The 21,849-nt window shown below is 39.3% G+C and carries 19 protein-coding genes; 14 read left to right on the top strand and 5 right to left on the bottom strand.

Annotated elements, in window-relative coordinates; all coding sequences use genetic code 11:
• Positions 1–32: 32 nt before the first annotated feature.
• The 3 genes from ACSHZO_RS06640 to odhB all read left to right on the top strand — a co-directional run bounded on the left by ACSHZO_RS06640 (position 33) and on the right by odhB (position 5,307).
• On the top strand, positions 33–1,007 hold the full coding sequence (locus tag ACSHZO_RS06640; RefSeq protein WP_298246756.1) for a polyprenyl synthetase family protein: 975 nt from the start codon (positions 33–35) through the stop codon (positions 1,005–1,007).
• Positions 1,008–1,194: 187 nt separating this feature from the next.
• The gene (locus ACSHZO_RS06635) at positions 1,195–3,966 is read left to right on the top strand and encodes a 2-oxoglutarate dehydrogenase E1 component (protein WP_298246755.1); all 2,772 of its coding nucleotides are present in this window, start codon (positions 1,195–1,197) and stop codon (positions 3,964–3,966) included.
• A gap of 48 nt (positions 3,967–4,014) precedes the next feature.
• The gene (gene odhB, locus ACSHZO_RS06630) at positions 4,015–5,307 is read left to right on the top strand and encodes a 2-oxoglutarate dehydrogenase complex dihydrolipoyllysine-residue succinyltransferase (protein ID WP_298246754.1); all 1,293 of its coding nucleotides are present in this window, start codon (positions 4,015–4,017) and stop codon (positions 5,305–5,307) included.
• Between the two features lie 239 nt (positions 5,308–5,546).
• Here odhB and ACSHZO_RS06625 read toward each other — a convergent pair whose 3' ends face one another.
• Positions 5,547–5,981 carry a retropepsin-like aspartic protease gene (locus ACSHZO_RS06625; RefSeq protein WP_295181692.1) on the bottom strand — a complete coding sequence of 145 codons (435 nt, stop codon included), beginning with the start codon at positions 5,979–5,981 and terminating at the stop codon, positions 5,547–5,549.
• Between the two features lie 107 nt (positions 5,982–6,088).
• On the opposite strand from ACSHZO_RS06625, the gene ACSHZO_RS06620 reads away from it, so the two are divergent.
• The gene (locus ACSHZO_RS06620) at positions 6,089–7,675 is read left to right on the top strand and encodes an NAD(P)/FAD-dependent oxidoreductase (RefSeq protein ID WP_298246753.1); all 1,587 of its coding nucleotides are present in this window, start codon (positions 6,089–6,091) and stop codon (positions 7,673–7,675) included.
• A 101-nt stretch (positions 7,676–7,776) separates the two neighbouring features.
• Here the strand turns inward: ACSHZO_RS06620 and ACSHZO_RS06615 are convergent, their stop codons facing one another.
• Both ACSHZO_RS06615 and dinB read right to left on the bottom strand, forming a co-directional pair.
• Positions 7,777–10,758, bottom strand: a complete 2,982-nt coding sequence (locus tag ACSHZO_RS06615; RefSeq protein ID WP_298246752.1) for a DNA polymerase III subunit alpha — start codon at positions 10,756–10,758, stop codon at positions 7,777–7,779.
• A 34-nt stretch (positions 10,759–10,792) separates the two neighbouring features.
• Positions 10,793–12,013, bottom strand: coding sequence for a DNA polymerase IV (gene dinB, locus ACSHZO_RS06610; RefSeq protein ID WP_298246978.1), 1,221 nt, complete (start codon positions 12,011–12,013; stop codon positions 10,793–10,795).
• A 366-nt stretch (positions 12,014–12,379) separates the two neighbouring features.
• Between dinB and ACSHZO_RS06605 the strand changes: the two genes are divergently transcribed.
• Both ACSHZO_RS06605 and ACSHZO_RS06600 read left to right on the top strand, forming a co-directional pair.
• On the top strand, positions 12,380–12,613 hold the full coding sequence (locus tag ACSHZO_RS06605) for a hypothetical protein (RefSeq protein ID WP_298246751.1): 234 nt from the start codon (positions 12,380–12,382) through the stop codon (positions 12,611–12,613).
• A gap of 114 nt (positions 12,614–12,727) precedes the next feature.
• Positions 12,728–13,135 (top strand): hypothetical protein, encoded by a 408-nt coding sequence (locus tag ACSHZO_RS06600; RefSeq protein WP_298246750.1) that lies wholly within the window; start codon positions 12,728–12,730, stop codon positions 13,133–13,135.
• Between the two features lie 69 nt (positions 13,136–13,204).
• Here ACSHZO_RS06600 and ACSHZO_RS06595 read toward each other — a convergent pair whose 3' ends face one another.
• Positions 13,205–14,224 (bottom strand): hypothetical protein, encoded by a 1,020-nt coding sequence (locus ACSHZO_RS06595; protein WP_298246749.1) that lies wholly within the window; start codon positions 14,222–14,224, stop codon positions 13,205–13,207.
• Positions 14,225–14,421: 197 nt separating this feature from the next.
• A complete protein-coding gene (gene ahcY, locus ACSHZO_RS06590; RefSeq protein WP_298246748.1) occupies positions 14,422–15,738 on the bottom strand; it encodes an adenosylhomocysteinase in 1,317 nt (438 codons plus the stop codon).
• A 63-nt stretch (positions 15,739–15,801) separates the two neighbouring features.
• Between ahcY and ACSHZO_RS06585 the strand changes: the two genes are divergently transcribed.
• The 8 genes from ACSHZO_RS06585 (at position 15,802) to ACSHZO_RS06550 (ending at position 21,617) form a co-directional block, all read left to right on the top strand.
• Entirely contained in the window at positions 15,802–16,452 is a 651-nt protein-coding gene (locus tag ACSHZO_RS06585; protein ID WP_298246747.1) for a 4'-phosphopantetheinyl transferase family protein, read from the top strand.
• Complete coding sequence (locus ACSHZO_RS06580) at positions 16,449–17,150, top strand: geranylgeranylglyceryl/heptaprenylglyceryl phosphate synthase (RefSeq protein ID WP_298246746.1); 702 nt, start codon at positions 16,449–16,451, stop codon at positions 17,148–17,150. Before ACSHZO_RS06585 ends, ACSHZO_RS06580 begins: the two co-directional genes overlap by 4 nt.
• Before the next feature lie 326 nt (positions 17,151–17,476).
• Positions 17,477–17,737: a YkoF family thiamine/hydroxymethylpyrimidine-binding protein gene (locus ACSHZO_RS06575; protein ID WP_298246745.1), complete on the top strand. Its 261-nt coding sequence runs from the start codon at positions 17,477–17,479 to the stop codon at positions 17,735–17,737.
• Complete coding sequence (gene pnuC, locus ACSHZO_RS06570) at positions 17,721–18,353, top strand: nicotinamide riboside transporter PnuC (protein WP_295178707.1); 633 nt, start codon at positions 17,721–17,723, stop codon at positions 18,351–18,353. Before ACSHZO_RS06575 ends, pnuC begins: the two co-directional genes overlap by 17 nt.
• Positions 18,314–18,886 (top strand): ATP-binding protein, encoded by a 573-nt coding sequence (locus tag ACSHZO_RS06565; protein WP_295178704.1) that lies wholly within the window; start codon positions 18,314–18,316, stop codon positions 18,884–18,886. The genes pnuC and ACSHZO_RS06565 overlap by 40 nt, the downstream gene beginning before the upstream one ends.
• Positions 18,883–20,421: a DUF4301 family protein gene (locus tag ACSHZO_RS06560; RefSeq protein ID WP_298246744.1), complete on the top strand. Its 1,539-nt coding sequence runs from the start codon at positions 18,883–18,885 to the stop codon at positions 20,419–20,421. Before ACSHZO_RS06565 ends, ACSHZO_RS06560 begins: the two co-directional genes overlap by 4 nt.
• Positions 20,421–20,822 (top strand): alternative ribosome rescue aminoacyl-tRNA hydrolase ArfB, encoded by a 402-nt coding sequence (gene arfB, locus ACSHZO_RS06555; RefSeq protein WP_298246743.1) that lies wholly within the window; start codon positions 20,421–20,423, stop codon positions 20,820–20,822. The genes ACSHZO_RS06560 and arfB overlap by 1 nt, the downstream gene beginning before the upstream one ends.
• A 456-nt stretch (positions 20,823–21,278) precedes the next feature.
• Positions 21,279–21,617 carry a hypothetical protein gene (locus ACSHZO_RS06550; protein ID WP_298246742.1) on the top strand — a complete coding sequence of 113 codons (339 nt, stop codon included), beginning with the start codon at positions 21,279–21,281 and terminating at the stop codon, positions 21,615–21,617.
• Positions 21,618–21,849 lie beyond the last annotated feature (232 nt).

Raw genomic sequence — 21,849 nt, 5'->3', positions numbered from 1 at the left:
ATTATGGTATTTTAGCGCAAAAATTTTAACACATGCTTACCATTGCGGAATGCCGAGAGGCCATCGTCGATTATCTTCATCAAAAGATACAGGTCAAGGAGCCGGTAAATCTTTACGAACCAATGGTTTATATTTTAGAGCAGGGAGGTAAACGTTTAAGACCTGTCCTTGTTCTAATGGCAGCTGAAATTTTCGACTGCAATCATAAAAAAGCACTCGACGCCGCCCTGGCCATAGAGGTTTTTCATAATTTTTCTCTTGTTCATGATGATATTATGGACGATGCACCCATTCGAAGAGGTAAGAAAACGGTGCATGAAAAGTGGGATATCAACACGGGAATCCTTTCCGGAGATGCGATGCTTATCAATGCATACCAATTATTTGAAAACTATGAAGGAGATGTGTTCAAAGAGCTATCAAAACTATTTACCAAAACAGCTATTGAAGTTTGTGAAGGTCAGCAGTATGATATAGATTTTGAAACCCGTGATAACGTGAGTATCGAGGATTACCTTTTGATGATCGAATACAAAACTGCAGTTCTGGTTGGAGCTTCATTGCAAATGGGTGCTATTGTAGCTGAAACTTCGGCTGCTTGTAAGTCGGCGATCTATCAATACGGAAGATTACTTGGTATTGCTTTTCAGCTTCAGGATGATTACCTGGATGCTTTTGGGGATCCTGCTACTTTTGGAAAGCAACCTGGTGGTGACATCATCGAAAACAAAAAGACATTTCTCTATTTAAAAAGTCTTGAACTGGCAAGTCCCGGTGAAGCCAGGCAACTGGAGCACCTATATTCCATTAGTCCTATGGAAAATACAGGAAAGATCGAAGCAGTCAAAAATCTATTTGAAAGCAGTGGTGCAGCAGAACTTACCAGAAAGGAAATCGAGAAGTACACAGACATGGCTTTCGAGGTTCTGGACAGGATAGATATGCCTGTAGAGAAGAAAAAACCCTTGAGGAGTTTTGGTAAAATGCTTATGGAGAGACAGGTATAAGTCAGGTTATAAGATATATTTCCTGCAATTTACTCAGAGATCTACTTCCCAAATTATTGAATATCAGAGGGTGTTAAAATTCTTATAATCTCATAGAGAATTATCATAATGCCTGCAAGCTGTTTTTTTTAAATATTGTATTTTTGCTAATGTTTTTAAGAACAAAAGAAACTGTTGTTTCAATTTTATGGAAAAATTTTCATTTCTAAATGCCGCTCATACTGCATACTTTGCAGAACTTTACGATCAATATTTAAAATATCCTGATAGTGTAGAGCCCAGTTGGAGGGCTTTTTTTCAAGGATTTGACTTCGGAATGCAACAAGATGGCGTTTCTGAAGATGTATTGGACGAAGCTCCTGTAGATTTTTCAGAAGGTGAGATACCGACACACGTAGTTAAAGAATTTCAGGTAATTCGATTAATTGACGGCTATCGTACCAGAGGACATTTATTCACCAAAACAAACCCTGTAAGAGAACGTAGAAAATATGTTCCAACTCTTGATATAGAGAATTTCGGACTTGAGAAAAAAGATCTGCATACTACTTTTAATGCAGGTGATATTCTCGGGATTGGACCTTCAAGCCTTGAAGAGATCATTAAACATCTTGAACTGGTGTATTGTGACTCTATTGGGATCGAGTATATGTATATTCGAAAACCTGAAGAGATTGAATGGATCCAGAATCGTTTAAATGTAAACGACAATCATCCCGATTTTGATGCCACCCGCAAGAAGCAGATCCTGAGGAAGCTTAACGAAGCAGTCTCTTTTGAATCCTTTTTACATACTAAATATGTTGGACAGAAACGATTTTCACTGGAAGGTGGAGAAAGTTTGATTCCGGCATTGGACGCGCTTATCGAAAAAGCTGCGGAATTTGGTGTGGAAGATTTTGTAATGGGAATGGCTCATCGTGGTCGTTTGAATACCCTTACCAATATCTTCGGAAAGAACGCAAAGGATATCTTTAGTGAGTTTGATGGAAAAGATTACGAACAGGATATATTCGATGGTGATGTAAAATATCACCTAGGCTGGACATCCTGTCGCACTACAAATAGTGGAAAGGATATCAATATTAATATAGCTCCAAATCCTTCTCACTTAGAAACCGTTGGCGCGGTGGTAGAAGGAATTTCGAGAGCAAAAATGGATCGTAGATACAACGGAGATAACTCCAAAATTTTACCGATCCTGGTTCATGGTGATGCTGCAATTGCAGGTCAGGGACTTGTGTACGAACTTGTACAGATGGCTAATCTCGAAGGTTACCAGACAGGTGGAACCATACATATCGTAGTAAATAACCAGATTGGTTTTACTACAAATTACCTCGATGCGAGAAGTTCAACCTATTGTACAGATGTTGGGAAAGTAACTCTTTCACCAATTTTACATGTAAATGCCGATGATGCAGAGGCAGTAGTACACTCGATATTATTCGCTTTAGACTTCAGAATGAAGTTTAAAAGGGATGTATTCATAGATTTACTGGGTTATAGAAAGTATGGTCATAACGAAGGTGATGAACCACGTTTTACTCAGCCAAAACTATATAAAGCAATATCTAAACACGAGAATGCCAGAGATATTTATGCTGAAAAGCTAAAGGAGAGTGGTGTAATCGACGATAACTATCTTAAAAAGTTAGAAGAAGACTACAAAGCTTCTCTCGAAGAGAAACTTGAGGATTCAAGAAAAGAAGAAACCACCCGCATTACTCCATTTATGCAGGATGAATGGGAAGGTTTCGAGAATGTTCAGGAAGACGAGATGATGAAAGAAGTTGATACAACTTTCGATCTTGAAAAACTTGATAAGGTTGCCACGGCAGTTTCAGAATTACCGGAAGGTAAGGAGTTCATGAGAAAGATCCAGAAGATCATCGATGGGCGAAAGCAAATGTACTTCGAAGATAATAAGCTGGACTGGTCCATGGCCGAGCATTTGGCTTATGGATCTCTAATGACCGAAGGTTATAATATTAGAATTACCGGGCAGGATGTGGAGCGTGGTACGTTTTCACACCGTCACGCGGTAGTTAAAGTTGAAGATAGTGAGGAAGAGGTTATTCTTCATAACAATATAGAGGACAGTGATGGAGATTTCTTTATCTATAATTCCCTGTTATCAGAATACGGAGTAGTTGGTTTTGATTATGGTTACGCCATGGCAAGCCCAACAACACTGACGATCTGGGAAGCACAATTTGGAGATTTTGTGAATGGTGCACAGATCATGATCGATCAGTATATTTCTGCTGCGGAAGACAAATGGAAACTTCAGAATGGTTTGGTAATGTTACTACCTCACGGTTACGAAGGGCAAGGAGCAGAGCACTCTTCAGGTAGAATGGAAAGATTCCTTCAGCTTTGTGCAAAGGATAACATGTACGTGGCAGATATTACGACTCCTGCGAACATGTTCCATATGCTTCGGAAGCAAATGAAAGCGAAATTCAGAAAACCGCTGATCATTTTTACACCAAAAAGCTTACTGCGTCATTCTAAAGTAATTTCTACAAAAGAAGAATTTGCGAATGGTTCATTCCAGCCAGTTCTTGATGATCCAGACGCAAAAGCAGATTCAGTAAAAAGCCTGGTATTCTGTACTGGTAAGTTTTACTATGACCTGCTGAACTTCAAGGAAGAGAATGATCGTGATGATGTTGCCCTTGTGAGAATCGAACAGTTATTCCCACTACCGGTAAGTATCATGAAAGAAATGATGAGCAAGTATAAGAATGCTGAAGATGTGGTCTGGGCACAGGAAGAGCCTAGAAACATGGGAGCATATGGACATATGTTGCTGCATTTCGAAGAAGCAAGACAGTTTAGAGTATGTAGTCGTAAATTCTACGGTGCACCTGCTGCAGGTAGCTCGGTAAGATTTAAGAAGCGTCATGAAAAAGTGATCGCCAGCGTATTCGACAAAGATTTAAAAGAAGATTAATAATAAGAACCAATTTCCTGATTTCAGGAACCAAAATAAATTACAATCATGGCCTTAGAAATGAAAGTTCCTTCACCCGGCGAATCGATTACTGAAGTTGAAATAGCTCAGTGGTTAGTCGAAGATGGTGATTACGTTGAAAAAGATCAGGCAGTAGCCGAAGTGGATAGTGACAAAGCAACGCTGGAACTTCCTGCAGAAGCTAGTGGAATTATTACTTTGAAAGCTGAAGAAGGAGATGTCGTAGGAGTTGGAGAGGTAGTTTGTCTAATCGATACCGAGGCTGCAAAGCCTGGTAGTGATGACAAAGGGGATAGTGAAAGTAAAGACGAAAAGTCTGCTGAAGCTGAAGAAAAGGAGCGTCAGGAAAGTACAGAAGATAAGAAAGACAGTGATAAGGCAGCTGCTAAAACTGAAGAACCTTCAAAATCAAGTACTCCAAGCCAGAAGCAGGATGATACTTATGCAACTGGAACTCCTTCACCAGCAGCTAGAAAAATTCTGGATGAAAAGGGAATTGATAGCAAAGATGTAAAGGGTTCTGGAAGAGATGGTCGTGTAACTAAGGAAGATGCGGTTGAGGCAAAAGCTTCTATGGGAACTCCTGGAACAGGAGCCAGAGGAGAAGAGCGTAAGAAAATGTCAATGTTCCGTAGAAAACTTGCGGAACGTCTGGTAAGTGCGAAGAACGATACGGCGATGCTGACTACTTTTAACGAGGTAGATATGTCTCCAATTTTTGCGCTAAGAAAGAAATATAAAGAGGAATTTAAGGAGAAGCATGGGGTGAGTCTTGGCTTTATGTCATTCTTTACACTAGCAGTGATCCGTGCGCTGGATGAATATCCTGCAGTAAACTCTATGATAGATGGAGATTACCAGGTAAGCTACGATTTTAAAGATATTAGTATTGCAGTTTCTGGTCCTAAAGGACTTACAGTACCTGTAATTAGAAATGCTGAAAATCTTAGTTTTAGAGGGGTCGAATCTGAAGTGAAAAGACTTGCGATCAAAGCCAGAGATGGAAAGATCACTGTGGATGAAATGACCGGAGGTACTTTTACCATTACTAATGGTGGAGTATTTGGATCTATGTTATCAACTCCAATTATCAATCCTCCACAATCGGCTATTCTTGGTATGCATAATATTGTGGAAAGGCCTGTTGCAATAGATGGTCATGTCGAAATCAGACCAATTATGTATGTAGCATTGTCTTATGACCACAGAATCATTGATGGTAAAGAATCTGTTGGATTCCTTGTAGCCGTTAAAGAAGCACTGGAAAATCCTGAAGAACTATTAATGGATGGAGATATTAAGAGATCATTGGAATTGTAGTAACAATCTCCGGTAGAAATAAAAAAAGGGTACGCGATAGCGTACCCTTTTTACTTTAACGAAATTAGAACAAAACTAACAACCTGAATATATTCAAGGCCAGCACAGCAACAACTAAAATTGTCATAATGTAAAAGACCAGTTGTGAAGATATTCGAAGTTTAATAACGTAAAAATTATTGGTTAGATTACTTCAAATATAGAGCGATATCGCTTTCAGAAAAAGGGTGTTTTTCCCCTTATTTGAGAAATAAGGCCTTGCCTTTGTAATCAATAACTGCTTTACCTTTTTTCAGAATATCAGCTCCTATAATTCCCTGTACCTTCTCAGCTTTATGATTTTCGAGCGCCTCATTTACGTGTTTAAGGTCGAAAAGTACCAGGTCGATCTTTTTCTTTTTCCAGTCTCCAATCTGTACAATGTTTTTTGCTGAAACCTGGGTTAACATGTTGGTAGCTCCTGCACCAGCCGCTTTAATATCGCTATCTTCTGAAAGTAGATCAAAATGTTCGATCGCATCTATACCCACACAAGTGCTGGAAGCGCCGGTGTCCAGTATAAAATTGCCTTCAATATCATTGATCTTCGCTTTTAGTTCGAAATGATTGGTTTTGGTGTATTTTAATTTGATACGATGGTATCCTTTTTCCTGAAGCAACTCTTTTAAAGACATTCTTTTTTCTACAAATATATGATTCCTGAATATAGCGGGAAACTCAGGGACTTTCAATCCCTACTTAAATTCAGTTTTAGAAAAAATACATACTATCTTTGGGGTCTATGAGCACACTCGTTCAAATAACAGCCTTACCCCGGGAACTTGAAGATCATCATCTGCTTCTTAACAGGGCAATTAAGAAATCAAATATCAGGAAAGATGATATCGGAGACTGGAGAATTAGAAAGCGTTCTATAGATGCCCGGAAAAAACCGGTGAAACTTAATCTGCAGATTGAGATATGGAAACACGGTGAAGAAAGAGGTACAAGATCAGCTTTATCCCTTCAGGATGTTTCCAAAGCAAAGGAAATAGCAATTATTGGTGCTGGTCCTGCCGGATTGTATGCAGCACTAAGAGCAGTGGAAGCGGGATTGAAACCTGTGGTTTTTGAACGCGGGAAAGATGTAAGAGCCAGAAGACATGACCTTGCGAAGATTAATAAGGAACAAACCGTAAACCCGGAATCTAATTACTGTTTTGGAGAAGGTGGTGCTGGTACGTACTCAGACGGGAAATTATATACACGCTCAAAAAAACGAGGTAACGTATTGAAAGCTCTGGAGTGGTTCGTGGAATTTGGAGCAGATCCTGATATTCTTGTGGATGCGCATCCGCATATTGGAACGAATAAATTACCTAAGATTATCACCGCTATGCGGGAAGCGATCGTGGATGCTGGAGGAGAAGTACATTTTAACTCTAAACTAACCGATCTAAAGTTAGAGAGTGATAAGATCACGGCCATTGAGATCAATAAAGAGAAGTGGTTACATTTTGATGAGGTAATTCTGGCAACGGGACATTCAGCCAGGGATATTTTTCACCTGTTGCATGAACGAAATATAAAGATCGAAGCCAAGCCTTTCGCGCTGGGAGTTCGAATTGAGCATCAGCAAAAACTGATTGATCATATTCAGTATCACGGGGATGATGAAAACCCTTATCTACCACCAGCTTCGTATAGCCTGGTAGAACAGGTAGACGGACTTGGGGTGTATTCTTTCTGTATGTGTCCGGGAGGTATTATTGCTCCGTGTGCTACAGAACAGGAAGAAGTGGTTACCAATGGCTGGAGTCCAAGCAAGCGAAATAATCCATATTCCAATTCAGGAATAGTGGTAAGTATAGAACCTGCAGATCTACCGGGTTATAAAGAAAATGATCCATTTGTTTGTCTTGACTTTCAGAAAATGGTGGAAAGAAACTGCTGGGAAGCGGCTGGCAGAACTCAGCAGGTTCCAGCGCAGCGCATGAAGGATTTTGTAGAAGGAAGAGTGTCTTCAGATTTTCCGAAAACTTCTTACCAGCCTGGAATAGTAAGCGTTGATCTTAATAAAGTGTTACCCGATCTAATTACTAAAAGACTTCGGAAAGCTTTTCTGAAATTCGGAAAAAAGCTGAAAGGTTATTATACGAACGAAGCCGTTTTACATGCTCCGGAAAGCAGGACTTCTTCCCCAATTCTAATTCCGCGTGATCCGGCAACACTGGAACATGTAGAAGTAAAAGGATTGTATCCCTGTGGAGAAGGAGCTGGGTATGCCGGAGGAATCATTTCCGCAGCCATTGACGGAATCAACTGTGTGGATGCTATTGCTAAGAAGTATGAAGCAACGCAGGCAGGCGACAGCAAAAAATTGTCGTAGTTTGAACTAGATTTTGCCTTTCTGAAATTTCAATTTCATACTATTTTCGGAAGTATATTAGATTGCGGCTCATTAGGAATATAATAGTTTCTACTACATTTCTAAACTGCAAACTTAAAATTAGTTCCCACGAGTCTTGGATCGGTTTGCGTAACCTGTCTGGAGAGCGTTTTGATGCTAATGGAGATATATCCAAGATTGGAAACAACCTCACCATAACACAGGTAAATTCCTTTAGATCTTATAGGATACTTTTCGGCTACTGAAGGGAAAAGAACCACATCAAAAATGACTCCTTCAGGATCATAGAAAGTACCGAAATACATGTATTTGCCATTTGAAGTTCCGGTTTTTTTAGAGTTTACCAGGTTGCCATAGATCTCTATATTTTTCCCGATATGATCTTTTAGTTGCGAAGCTGTCACCGCATTTTGCTTTAGAGGATCTTTCAGTAATTCAAAATGACTGCATAGGGGAAATCCCAGAAGTTCCATTTGGTCGTAAGCTTCGATCATTCTGGAAGCTTCAAATTCAGGCAATTCAAAATCTTTATGCTTTGGTTTAAAAAGTAGCGGCTGATTCGTTTTTGGTTTATTCTTATCCAGTTTGAAATAAGCTTTCCATAAAAGTTCGTGTTTGTCCATGCCGGTAAACCTGAAGGCGTTGATCTTCAGTAATAAGCTAAGTTGCTCAATAGAAATATGGATACGGTCTATAAAATCATCCAGCGAACTAAATTCTCCAAAGAATTGTCTGTTTTCCAGAATTTGCTGAATAGTTTTTGCTTCCAGCTCTTTAATATATCCAAAACCTAAATAGACGTTTTTTCCGTAGATGACATTAGGGTGGTCACTTTTATTGATACAGGGAGCGTGAATCGTGCCGCCCCAGCGTCTTATTTCCTGAATATAGGTTTGCAGATCATAGAAACCACCTCCATTGTTGATTGCTGCGACCATAAACTCCAATGGAAAATATTTCTTCAGGTACAAACTCTGGTAGCTTTCCACAGCGTAGGAAGCAGAGTGTCCCTTCGGAAATGCATAGCCGGCAAAAGAAGAGATCTGTTCCCAGACTTCATCGATCAGTTTTGGTTCGTAACCTTTAATATTACAATTTTCACGAAAGGTATTCTCGATCTTTTCCATTTGCCCCCGGGAAGTTTTTTTTCCACTCATCCCTCTTCGTAATACATCTGCATCATCCAGGCTCAAACCGGCAAAATGGTAAGCGACTTTCATTACATCTTCCTGATAAACCATCACGCCATAAGTGTCGGGCATGATCTCGTACATTACCGGGTGCGCTTCCTTTCTTTTTTCAGGAAAGCGATGTCTTAGAATAAATTCATCCTTCATTCCAGCGCTGGAAATTCCTGGTCTAATTACAGAACTCGCTGCAACCAGGTTTAGGTAATCCCGGGTTTGTAGTTTTGTAAGTAAACCTCGCATGGCAGGGGATTCCACGTAAAAAACTCCCATACAATCGCCGGTTGTCAGCAATTCGTTAATAGCAGGATCTTCTTTAAAAGCTTTGATATTTTCGATATCCTCTAATTTGGCGTCTGGCTGATTCTGTTTTACGATCTCGATGGTATCGGTGATTTTTGATAGTCCGCGTTGGGCAAGAATATCAAATTTATGAATGCCTACTTCTTCAGCAATGTTCATATCGATCTGCATCGTCCGGAAGCCTTTGGGAGGTAAAAACGTAGCAGCATAATTATGAACCGAATCGTCCAGGATCAAAATTCCGCCGGAATGAACACTCAAATAGTTAGGAAAGCCTTCTATGAGTTTGCTGTACCGGATCACCAGTTTCTCCAGATGATCCAGGTTGTTATAAGTGTAGAAACCAGAAGCGAGCTTATCGATATTTTCTTTAGGCAAACCAAAAACCTTCCCAAGTTCACGGGCAACCGCGCGCTGTTTGAAAGTAACATAAGTACCCATAAGCGCTGTATTCTTATACGTGCCAAAAATATAATCTGTAATATCATTACGGTCTTTCCATGAAAAATCAAGGTCAAAATCTGGGGGAGATTTCCGGTTAGGATTTATAAAACGTTCAAAATAAAGATCAAGTTCTATAGGATCCACATTGGTGATGCCAAGAATATAGGCAACGATAGAATTCGCACCACTACCGCGTCCTACAAATGGATAATTTTGGGAACGCGCATAGTCTACAATTCCCAGGTTGATAAGAAAATAAGAAACAAACTCAAGCCTGATGATAGATTCCAGTTCTTTTTCAACCCGCGTGTAAACTGCCCGATTTGCATTTGGGTATTTTTTAGGAAGTTTTTCGTAGGTGAGTCGCCGGATCATATCTGCATCCTCTTCAATAGTGTTTCGATAGACCTTTAAATTCCGGTTCTGTCCTTTTCCGAAGTCATAATGCACCTTGCAAGCGTCCATAATTTGTTGTGTTTTCTCCAGAATATGAGGGAAATCTTCAAAAGCGGCTTCCATTTCATTTTTGGGATACATTTTATGTGAAGCTTTTCCCTGTTCTGTTTCTGGAAGCTTGCTAAGCAGCAAACTATTGTCGATCGCCCTGAGTAAGCGGTGCGCATTAAAGTCCTTTTTATTCCGAAAGCTCACCGTTTGTAGAATAACCAGTTTATCCTTCAGATTTCTGTATTCTGAAAACCTTAGTTTCCCGATCTCTTCTTTGGAAACTCCTATATATTCATTGCTTCTGAAATTTTTACGTTCTTGTTCCACCACTTTTCCGAAGGGATAAATAATAAAACAATCGGGTAGTTGTGGCGCTACCGTTTCAAAATCTTTCTTTTTATGCAGGTGATTTGAAAGATGGTCGTTTAACTGAAGGAAGCCAGCATTGTTTTTCGCCAGTCCAATATATTGTTGCTCGGCAGCATTTCTAAAGTCAATTCCCAGAACCGGTTTAATTTTAGTTCCATTGGTAAGCCTTAGAAATTCGAGGCAGGCAGAAGTATTGTTGATGTCTGTAATAGCGAACTGCCAGATATCGTTGGAGTAGGCGAGCTCACACAACTCCCTGATGGGAAAAGTCCCATATCGTAGTGAATAATATGTGTGGCAGTTTAAATACATCAATAATCTTTTTATACTTCAGAATAGACCATCATTATTGTTTTCTATGAGCAAGAACGATTGGTGGCTCCCCGTTAAAAGGATTCTTCATTCTGCCGATGGTTTTCGCATCCATAGCAGCAGCACGCATGACCGCATGTTCACCAAAACGATTTTTGATCTTATCCAGGGAATTGTAGAGATTCAGCATATCTTCAGAATCATCAAAAAGATTGATCTGGTAGTGACCACCCACGAGTCCGCTAAACTTGACCCCAATCAACCTGATGAGCAGGCGCCTGCTGTATAGTTGTTTAAAAAGTTCCTCGACCTTAGGAATTAGAATATGATCTGCACTGGTATACGGGATCCTTACCTGTTTGCTGTAAGTTTGAAAATCTGAATACCTGATTTTTACACTCACTGTGGAAACAAGTTTATTTCCCCGCCGAAGCTGATAGGCGAGACTTTCTGCCATGGCAACCAGCGTACCGTGCAAACGGATCATATCGATAGTATCCCGGTTAAAGGTTCTTTCAGTTGAAATAGACTTGCGCTCGTGAAACGGAATGATAGGAGGATTGTCGATCCCGTGAGCACGTTTCCATATAGTACGGCCATTCTTACCCAAAACGCTCTCTAAAACCTCTACAGGCATCTTCTGAATTGTCTCAATCCTACGAACGCCGAGATTTAAAAGTTTCTGAAATGTTTTATTCCCGATCATCGGTATCTTGTTCACTGTAAGCGGAGCAAGAAATGTTTTTTCTGAACCTGCTTCGATGACTTTCTGGGCATAAGGTTTGCCTTCGCCGGTAGCGATCTTGGAAACCACTTTGTTGGTGGAAAGTCCGAAGGAAATAGGTAAATAAGTTTCCTTTTTGATAGTTTCCTGAAGTTCTTTGGCAAACTGGGTGATCCCGAAAAACCGATCCATTCCTGTGAGATCTGCATAGAACTCATCTACGCTGGCCTTTTCAAAAGAAGGAACTTTGCTACGAATAACTTCGGTTACCTCATGGGAGAATTTGGTGTATGTGGAAGCATTCCCTTTAATCACGATAGACTGAGGGCAGAGTTGCCTGGCAACTTTCATAGACATCCCGGAATGTACTCCAAACTTGCGAGTCTCATAACTGCAGGCTGCTACCACACCGCGATCTCCCAGGCCGCCTACGATAAGGGGTTTATCATTCAATTTGGAATCCAGACGCCTCTCTGCGGAAACAAAAAAGGTATCAAGATCCAGGTGTATAATTGATTTCTCTAATTTCATAATAGGAATAAATCCATTAAATAGGAATAATTCCAAAATTATAAATTTAATCTGGTTTATGATGTTGAAGGAGCGTTAAAAAGAAATGGAAATTTTGAAATTGAATGGGAATGTAGAGCTGGCAGTTAATCTCAAAAGAAAAAAAAATTATCTAAAATTGATTTCTCAGTTTTTAATATTGAAATTGCCTCAGTAATATGTTAATTTGTGTAATATAAATTTGTCATTATTTAAATTTTTAATTGTGTTTATGGTTAAAAATTTTTCATTTTTCGATCTTTTATGCCAATCCTAATGATATATAGCGCTTTTAGAGTCTCAATTATGAATTTTTCGTAACTTAATAATTCATTAATACTCAGGATTATGAAAGGATCTTCAGGAAAACGCGGACTCATAAAAAAAATTGCTACAGATTTTATCTTTTCGGAAAAAACTAAGTTTGTCCTGGATGGCACCGGATTTCGCAATCCTTCAGAAGAGCCGGGATCAAAAATTATAAAATTCAGATTTGATAATTCAGGTGCAGATAAAGCGACCAAACCCGTCTTTCGTTGTATCTATAAAATGATGAGAAAATTTAATCTATCCTTAAATTAAGCGCTTTTAGAAAATAGAAAATTAACTCTTAGACATAAAATAAAAAATACTATCTTCGTTTGTATGGAGGAACCCGAAAATCCTGAGAGTAGGGGAAACACTTAATCTAACCAAATGAAGTTTAAATCTTTACTAATCATTGCCATCGCTGCAATGACATTGTCCAGTTGCTCTTTTAGACTGGTTGACTTTACCGTAATTAGTTCTAAAAATGTAAACCTTGACATCGACAGAGCTCAGGGTGTAAAAACCGAGGGTAAGAAATCTTATTTCCTTGGAATTGGGTGGAACATTAAAGATGCTATGGATGAAGCATTGGAAGAAGCAGGCCCGGAGTACGACATGCTAATTGATGGTGTGGTGAGATACACCAGCTATCCTTTCGTTTCGGGAGTGACTGTAGAAGGTACTGCTGTAAGCACTAAAGCAATGAAAGCCCGTATGGGAGAAGCAGGTTTCCAGGACTGGTTAAAAGGCCAGAATGTACTTTCTGAAGAAACTGCGGTAGTGATTCCTGAATGATCATTCGGAATTGAAAACAAAAAGCCCGGTCATACGACCGGGCTTTTCTTTTGAAACTAAAAAACTAAATTAGTCTTCAAAATATACTGCAGATACTCCAGAAAGCATATTATTCACAGCTGGAGTTGCATTTCCGCTTGCATTTGATGCATCATCAAAAGCCAGTACTCTACCGCCACCATTAGCAAGTTCAGCAACGTAGATCATATCAGAATCTGCATCATAAGCGACATTTACCGGGTTACCCAATAAAGTAGCTGCTCCAGAAATTCTCATTTGATCTGAAAGAGCTAAAGTTCCAGCATCCATTGTATTATTAAATTTACTGTCAAAGTCAGTAATTACATGAAGTCCACCATCAGCATCAGATCCTGCATCTCCAATATCTGTAAGTACCATCGTCCCACCATCATAGTCTAAACCATGAGTTCTCACGATTCCTTCTACCATAACAGTTTTTGTAGCACTCACCATTCCGTCTGTGTTATTAGACAGGAAGTTGTCAAAACTAGCAAGCATGTTGGTAGTATCTACAATTGCATACAAAGTATTTCCAACAAACTCGATACCCCAAACTTTAAAATCTACGGTAACTGTGTTTCTTAGTGTGAAACCATTGTCTTCTTTACTATAGATATAAAATCTACCATCTGCAGTGGTGTCATCACCATCAACATCGGCATTATCTGCAACTACGATAAGGTCACCATTAACAGCAACATCTCTTGGGCTCATAAGATCACTAGAGCTCATGAACTCTGCAGATACTGTAGACATAGATCCATCCCACATATCAACATCTCCATAATACTGAAGTTGTTTAGGGTCTCTGGAAGCTACGATTAAAGAACTGTCATCTTCGTCATAAAAAATTCCTTCAGCATCTGTTGAAGAAGTATTTACTGTATAAGAAGTACCATCATCAAGATTGTACTGTACTACAGATCCAGAATGTGTGGTAGCATATAACATTGCAGAATCCATCTCCACGATATCATCGGTCATGTCATCATCATCATCTGAACATGAGGTGAATCCCAACATAGCGGACATCGCTATAAATAATAAAGGTTTTTTCAAAATTTTCATAAGTAACTTTTTAATTGATTATTAATTACGTTAATACTTACGAAACATACCAACTCCGGTTTTCGGAATAGAAGCTTTTAACTCAGGATTAAGCTTTTTAACTCAGGCTTGTTAAACTGAAATTAAAATATGAACTGAATTAACAAAAAAAGCCTCTGCGAGAGCAGAGGCTTTTGTAATCAACAAGTGGTTAATTTCTAGTACCTGTAGTATTCTGGCTTGTATGGTCCTTCAACCGTTACACCAATATATTCTGCCTGATCCTGTTTAAGTTCAGTTAATTCAACCCCAATTCTTTCAAGGTGAAGCCTGGCAACTTTTTCATCAAGATGCTTAGGTAACATATAAACTTCGTTATTATACTTATCTGTATTATTCCAAAGTTCCATCTGTGCCAGGGTCTGGTTTGTGAATGAATTACTCATCACAAAACTAGGATGTCCAGTTGCACAACCTAAATTCACCAAACGACCTTCAGCAAGAAGAATGATATCTTTCCCATCAATAGTATATTTATCAACCTGTGGTTTGATCTCTACTTTGGAACTTCCGTGGTTTTCATTCAACCATGCAACAGCGATCTCGTTATCAAAGTGACCAATGTTCGCTACGATAGTTTTGTCTTTCATCGCCTCGAAATGCTCTCCACGTACGATGTCTTTATTTCCTGTGGTAGTAATGACGATATCTGCTTTCGGAAGAACAGTTTCCAGTTGTTTCACTTCAAAACCATCCATTGCTGCCTGTAATGCACAAATTGGATCAATTTCAGTAACAGTTACAATAGAACCAGCACCTTTAAAAGATTGCGCTGTTCCTTTTCCAACATCACCATACCCACAAACAACAACTCGTTTACCAGCTAGCATCACATCTGTAGCACGACGAATCGCATCTACTGCACTCTCACGACAACCGTATTTATTATCGAATTTTGACTTGGTTACTGAATCGTTTACGTTGATTGCTGGCATTGGCAATGTTCCGTTCTTCATTCTTTCGTAAAGTCTATGAACTCCTGTAGTTGTTTCTTCTGAAAGTCCTTTGATTCCCTCAGCAAGTTCAGGGTATTCGTCAAGTACCATATTGGTAAGATCTCCACCATCATCAAGGATCATATTAAGTGGCTTACGATCTTCACCGAAGAAAAGTGTTTGTTCGATACACCAGTTAAATTCCTCTTCTGTCATTCCTTTCCACGCATAAACAGGAATACCGGCAGCAGCAATGGCAGCGGCAGCATGATCCTGAGTAGAAAATATATTACATGAGCTCCAGGTTACATCTGCTCCTAGTTCTACCAAAGTTTCGATAAGAACTGCAGTCTGGATCGTCATATGTAAACAACCCGCAATTCTGGCACCTTTTAAAGGCTTGGATTCCCCAAACTCTTTACGCAATGCCATAAGTCCCGGCATTTCAGCTTCAGCAAGTTCAATTTCAAGGCGGCCGTATTCGGCAAGCTCAATATCTTTGACTTTATAGGCGGTATACGGTACTGTTTTAGTTGACATATTATTATATTTGAATATTAGCAATTTTAATGTCGCAAAAATAAGGAAAAGCTTAGAAAATATATGCCTCTTTATAAAACAATAACAGTTGATGAACGTACTAAAGTCTTCATTTGGAAGGTGGAAGAGTCTTTTGATTGGCTCGCAAACGGGATCGATCTTACCGCACATTGTCAAAAAAGAGTAGACGGTATGAAATCTGAAATTCACCGTCGTGGATTCATGAGCATTAGACATTTGATGGCCGAGGCAGGGTATACAGATCATGATCTCTACTATGACGAAATAGGGAAACCCCATCTTCGTGATGACAGGTATATTTCCATTACTCATTCATTCAATTTCACCGCAATCATTATTAGCAATCGCGATGTAGGGATCGATATTGAGAAGCAACGGGAAAAGATTCTAAAGATCGCTAATAAATTCACTCCGCTTAACGAATATCATACGTTGGCGAATGAAGAGGCGTTAATACGGAAACTTACCATTGTCTGGGGCGCTAAGGAATCTGTTTACAAATTGATCGCTCGCCCTGGAGTTGGCTTTTTACAGCATATCAATGTGACCGACTTTGATTTTGAAGATTCGAAAACAACCGCTCGTGTGGGATATCAAGAACTGGATTCCTGGTATGATATCGATTTCCTCGAATTTGAGAATTTCACCTGTGTGTATGCTGTGCCTTCAATTTCTGAATCTGTAGCTGAATGATTCAGGTTCAATCTTACCTGGAGGAGATCAGGCAGGCAGCTTTTGAAGAGCGTAAATTACTGTCTATTCTGGTAGATCCAGATAAATTTGATGTTGCCAGAGCTTCAGAATTTTTTCAAAAGATACCAAAAGAGACCACGCATATTTTTGTGGGTGGAAGTACCGTGAAAGAGGGTGAAACCTGTGCTGTGGTAAAAGCTCTTAAGAACTATTGTAGTTTACCAGTGATACTTTTTCCTGGTGATTTTTCTCAGATCTCTTCGGAAGCAGATGCGTTGCTTTTTCTAAGCCTGATCTCGGGGAGAAATCCTGAATTTCTAATCGAACAACAGGTGCGCTCTGTGGAGAAGATCAAAAGTTCAGATCTTGAAGTGATTCCTACTGGTTATATTCTTATTGATGGTGGAAGGCAAACTTCAGTTCAAAAAGTAAGTAAAACTATTCCTATCAATCAGAAGGATCTAAAGCTTGTTGTAAATACCGCGCTGGCAGGGCAATATTCGGGAAAACAATTGATTTATCTGGAAGCAGGAAGTGGTGCAGAATACCCGGTTTCTTCGGAAATAATTAAGGCGGTGTCTTCCAGTCTCGAAATTCCCGTAATTGTTGGAGGAGGTATTCGAACGCAGCAGCAAATGCACAATGCTTATAAATCTGGTGCGACAATGGTGGTCATGGGAACTGCTTTTGAAAAATAGTCTTTCGTTCTTGAATTAATGAAACTTCGGAAAATATTGATTGTTTCAGTTTTTTAATTCTTCTGAAGATCGCACTTCGACAGGCTCAGTGCAACAATTTGTTTCAGATTTTATGCTATCTAAATTTGTATTGGTGCACCGGTTATAATTTTTCATTTCTTCAGAAGACAGCACTTCGACAGGCTCAGTGCAACTACAGATGACACCTTTTAATTGAACATGATTATTCTAGCCGATTGACTAAAGCCCTGTGTTGATCAAATTTAAGCTGCCAACCATTCAGTAAACTTCAGATAATAGCTAACTTTGGAATACAAACCGCTATTATGAACATTTCAGTAGAACTTACGCTAACCCCAATTCAGGATGATTACGAACCGGCGATCATCAATTTTATCAAAAAAATGCGTGAATCCGGACTCACCGTAAAAGAAAACCCTCTAAGTACTCAGGTATATGGTGATTATGATGAGGTTATGGGTCTGCTCAATAAAGAGATCAAAAATGCCTTTGAAGCGATAGACCGTGGACTCATGTACATGAAAATTGTAAAATCTGATCGCTCCGAGTATGCAGCCGATTTTTGATTACCTGTTTAGTCAGTATTCAGATTATCCTACGCTTTTTATAATTCTGGAGATCATTGCCGTGATCTTTGGTTTTCTATCTGTCTGGTATTCCAAGCAAAATAATATCCTGGTTTATCCAACCGGTATCGTAAGCACGATGATCTTCGTATACCTACTCTGGCAATGGGAATTGCTTGGGGATATGATGATCAATGCCTATTATTTTTCCATGAGCATTTATGGCTGGTATGTATGGACGAGGAAAGTAGATGATGATCACTTTACGCCAATCACTTCTACCACCAGAAAAGAAAAAATACTTTCGGTGGTAATTTTTACAGGAACACTGCTCTTTGTTTTCGGGATCTATGAATGGTTCGATAAATGGAATAACTGGACGGCTTACGTAGATACGATCACAACCGCGATATTCTTCGTGGGAATGTGGCTTATGGCGAGAAAGAAAATCGAAAACTGGATCTACTGGATCATTGGAGATATTATTTCTGTACCGCTGTACTTTTATAAAGGGCTAACTTTAACCAGCTTACAATATCTTTTATTTACCATAATTGCCATTTACGGTTATCTAGCATGGAAGAAAAACTTGCGCAACGACCTTCGTCCTGCCTGAAAATAGTCCTGTTCGGCCCAGAATCTACTGGGAAAACTACGCTTTCAGAAGATCTGTCTAAATACTATTCTGAACCGCTGGTGCCAGAATTTATGCGGAAATATCTTCAGAAGGTATGGGATCTCGAACGTAGAATTTGCGAGCCTCAGGATATATTACCTATCGCCCGTGGACAGATGCAACTGGAAAATGAGAAGTCAGGACAGGCAGACAAGCTATTAATATGTGATACCGATCTACTGGAGATAAAGGTCTATTCTGAAGCTTACTATGATAATTTCGTAGATCCTCAACTTCTTAAACATGCGTTAAACAACGAATACGCTCTCTACTTTTTAACGTATATTGATGTTCCGTGGACGCCAGATGATCTAAGGGATAAACCTCACGACCGTGAGGGAATGTTTCAGAGATTTCAGCAAACGCTCGATGAATATCAAAAACCTTATATGATTCTGAAAGGTGATCGGCAAACCCGATTAAATTCCGCAGTGAAAAAAATTGACCAACTATTAAAAACTCATAACCAGTGAATTTTAGCGAAAAAGATAATCTTCAGATCAAGGAAAAAGGAATTAGTAACGATGAAGTAGAAGACCAGATAGCCATTTTTAAACGTGGTAACCTCAAGGTAAATATTACCGAAGCTGCTACGGTAGGAAAAGGAATTAGCAGGATAGAAGCGACTGAAAAACACGAATTGATAGATTTTTACAATTCTGAAAAATCTAATTACAGAATTCTCAAGTTCGTACCGGCATCTGGTGCAGCTTCCAGAATGTTCAAGGCTTTGCATAATTTTTCCGAAGAATTCGATCCGGAAAATGATGAGCTAAGAGACTATCTTGATAAAAAAGCTGATGCAGATCTTCAAAGATTTTTTGATCACGTAGATAAATTGCCTTTCTATAAACATGCGGTGAACAAAGCTAAAAAGAGCCATCCAGACTATGAGGATCTTTCACACGATCATCAGCATTCCATTCTGGTACACACGATCCTGGATCAAGATGGTCTCTATCTTAGCAATCTCCCAAAAGGCCTCGTTCCATTTCATAAATATGACACTCATATTTCCACAGCTTTCGAGGAACATTTATTCGAAGCCGCGAAGTACATTACTGTAGATGGAGTTGCCAGAGTTCATTTTACGGTAGCTGAAGGAGATCGCGAGAAGTTTGAAGCTGAGTGGAATGATGTTGGGGAACGTGTAGAGAAATCTACAGGGGTAAAATTCGAGATCCACTATTCTTACCAGGATCCAAAAACAGATACCATTGCGGTCACTGGCGAATTTGAACCATTTAGAACAGAGGAGGATACCTTGTTCTTTAGACCCGGAGGTCATGGCGCGCTTATCGAAAACATGAATCAGTTAGATGCCGATATCGTATTTGTAAAGAATATCGATAATGTGGTTACTGAAGATAAAGTTCAGCAGGTAGCCGATCATAAGAAATTACTGGGAGGAAAACTGCTGAAGGTTCAGACTAAAGTATATGAGTACCTTGAAACCCTGGACAAAGGAAATGTATCGCATGAAAAACTGGATGAGATCCAGACATTTCTGAACGATGAATTATTCGTAAAATCTGGTAGTGACGGCGATATGTTCGTGGAAAACCTGAAGCACAAACTTCGTAGACCATTGCGTGTTTGCGGGATGGTAAAGAACGAAGGTGAACCAGGCGGAGGTCCTTTTCTTGTGAAAGACAGCGACGGCAATACTTCCCTGCAAATAATTGAAGGAGCACAGATCGATAATAATAATCCGGAACAGGCTAAAACAGCGCGTGAAGCTACCCATTTTAATCCGGTGGATATCGTTTGCGGACTCAAAGACCACAAGGGAGAAGCTTACGATCTTAATGAGTATGTAGATGAAGACATGAGTTTTATTGCAGATAAAACAAAAGACGGTAAGGAGTTGAAGGCTTTAGAGAGACCTGGTTTATGGAATGGAGGAATGGCACGCTGGAATACGATCTTTGTAGAAGTTCCCGTGGAAACCTTTAATCCTGTAAAAACTGTTTCAGATCTGCTGAAGGATTCTCATCAACCAGCTTAATGGATCAACATCAAATTGAAACAGAGCTTGAATTTAAAGCTGTAAGAAGTTCTGGTCCCGGTGGGCAACATGCCAATAAAACCTCCACAAAAGTGGAACTTAGTTTTCATGTGGAGACTTCTAACGGACTTTCAGAAGCCGAAAAAGGCAGAATCCAAAGGAAGCTTGAGAACAGGATCAACCGCGAGGGATTTTTGAAGATGTCGAGTGAAGATTCCCGGAGTCAGCATTCCAATCGAGAGATCGTCATTCGTAATTTTCTGGAAGTAATAAAATCTGCACTAAAAAAACAGAAACCTCGAAAGAAAACAAAACCATCCCGGGCTTCAAAACTGAAAAGATTACACTCTAAAAAGAAAAGATCGGAGATCAAGGCAAACAGAAAAAATCCCTTGAAGTAAATGTGGGTATTAAATCCTCAGTTATTCTGTAGATTCCACGTAATTTCTTGAATTGGCATTGACCTTATGTGTATGTATTATTCTTTTATATCGCTGGAATACTGAGTTTTAAGAGATGTAAATAGAGTTTTTTAGTTTTGGTATAATTATTACTATTAAGTAAATAGGTTAGTATTGGGAACAAAATGGGTTACACTTAATTTATTTTGTTTTATAATTTAGATTTTCGGATTGAAAGGGCTCCCTCGGGAGCCCTTTCTGTATTTATGTGCCTCTGGAAAAATGACGCTGATTTTCTACACTCATTTCCTAAAAATCACAGAATATCTACATAATAAAGTGTGAAATAAATTTCAGCAATGCATCGAATCTATTGGTTATCTGGCGCTTCCGTAGAATTGATTGAATTTGGTATGATTTTAACTCTATTCTTTAAATAACCACAAAACAATCAATATGAAAAAGTTTATTTTAAGTACAGCGACCATTGCAGCTTTATTTTTTACTACAGGAAATCTACACGCACAGGATGAAGAGATAGAAGTGGAGACCGAAGTAGAAATGGAACAGGAAACAAAGGTATTCGAATCCGTTGATGTGATCTCGTTACCACAGAATATTAAGGATGCAGTTTTGACCGACTATAATGGTGCAGTAGCTAGTGAAGCCTGGGTAATGACCAAAGAAGATGAAACTAAGGTTTATAAACTGAACCTGGATGTAAAAGGCGAGCAAGAGCAAGTTTTTATAGATTCTGATGGAAACTGGCTTAAAGAAGATGAAACTGAAGAATAGAACTTGTCTGATCAATGAGAACCCAACTCAAGGCATATTGGATCTTATATGAAGTTTGAAAACTTGAAATTTATAGAAATGGTAGCAGCCTGGCTGCAACAACCACAACAACTGACACCAGATCCATTTCTATAAATTTTAAAGTTCATGACGTAGATCTGATCAAATGGAAACCAGTTACTTGCAAAATTTAAATTTTGCAGGCTACCTAAGGAGGCTTTTTCGAAGCCTC

Origin of the sequence: Christiangramia sp. 3-2217-3z (assembly GCF_051195275.1) — a bacterium.
Lineage (GTDB): Bacteria > Bacteroidota > Bacteroidia > Flavobacteriales > Flavobacteriaceae > Christiangramia > Christiangramia marina.
Note: the sequence above shows the minus strand (reverse complement) of the source record. Positions and strands in the feature narration are given on the sequence as shown.

Bases quoted from the DNA above. Each gene is read 5' to 3' on its own strand.
- ACSHZO_RS06625 (WP_295181692.1), bottom strand. From the start codon at position 5,981: ATGTCTTTAAAAGAGTTGCTTCAGGAAAAAGGATACCATCGTATCAAA.
- ACSHZO_RS06580 (WP_298246746.1), top strand. From the start codon at position 16,449: ATGATTCAGGTTCAATCTTACCTGGAGGAGATCAGGCAGGCAGCTTTT.
- ACSHZO_RS06615 (WP_298246752.1), bottom strand. From the start codon at position 10,758: ATGTATTTAAACTGCCACACATATTATTCACTACGATATGGGACTTTT.
- ACSHZO_RS06565 (WP_295178704.1), top strand. From the start codon at position 18,314: ATGGAAGAAAAACTTGCGCAACGACCTTCGTCCTGCCTGAAAATAGTC.
- ahcY (WP_298246748.1), bottom strand. From the start codon at position 15,738: ATGTCAACTAAAACAGTACCGTATACCGCCTATAAAGTCAAAGATATT.
- ACSHZO_RS06635 (WP_298246755.1), top strand. From the start codon at position 1,195: ATGGAAAAATTTTCATTTCTAAATGCCGCTCATACTGCATACTTTGCA.
- ACSHZO_RS06575 (WP_298246745.1), top strand. From the start codon at position 17,477: ATGAACATTTCAGTAGAACTTACGCTAACCCCAATTCAGGATGATTAC.
- ACSHZO_RS06640 (WP_298246756.1), top strand. From the start codon at position 33: ATGCTTACCATTGCGGAATGCCGAGAGGCCATCGTCGATTATCTTCAT.
- ACSHZO_RS06550 (WP_298246742.1), top strand. From the start codon at position 21,279: ATGAAAAAGTTTATTTTAAGTACAGCGACCATTGCAGCTTTATTTTTT.
- arfB (WP_298246743.1), top strand. From the start codon at position 20,421: ATGGATCAACATCAAATTGAAACAGAGCTTGAATTTAAAGCTGTAAGA.
- ACSHZO_RS06595 (WP_298246749.1), bottom strand. From the start codon at position 14,224: ATGAAAATTTTGAAAAAACCTTTATTATTTATAGCGATGTCCGCTATG.
- dinB (WP_298246978.1), bottom strand. From the start codon at position 12,013: ATGAAATTAGAGAAATCAATTATACACCTGGATCTTGATACCTTTTTT.
- ACSHZO_RS06605 (WP_298246751.1), top strand. From the start codon at position 12,380: ATGAAAGGATCTTCAGGAAAACGCGGACTCATAAAAAAAATTGCTACA.
- ACSHZO_RS06585 (WP_298246747.1), top strand. From the start codon at position 15,802: ATGCCTCTTTATAAAACAATAACAGTTGATGAACGTACTAAAGTCTTC.
- odhB (WP_298246754.1), top strand. From the start codon at position 4,015: ATGGCCTTAGAAATGAAAGTTCCTTCACCCGGCGAATCGATTACTGAA.
- pnuC (WP_295178707.1), top strand. From the start codon at position 17,721: ATGCAGCCGATTTTTGATTACCTGTTTAGTCAGTATTCAGATTATCCT.
- ACSHZO_RS06600 (WP_298246750.1), top strand. From the start codon at position 12,728: ATGAAGTTTAAATCTTTACTAATCATTGCCATCGCTGCAATGACATTG.
- ACSHZO_RS06620 (WP_298246753.1), top strand. From the start codon at position 6,089: ATGAGCACACTCGTTCAAATAACAGCCTTACCCCGGGAACTTGAAGAT.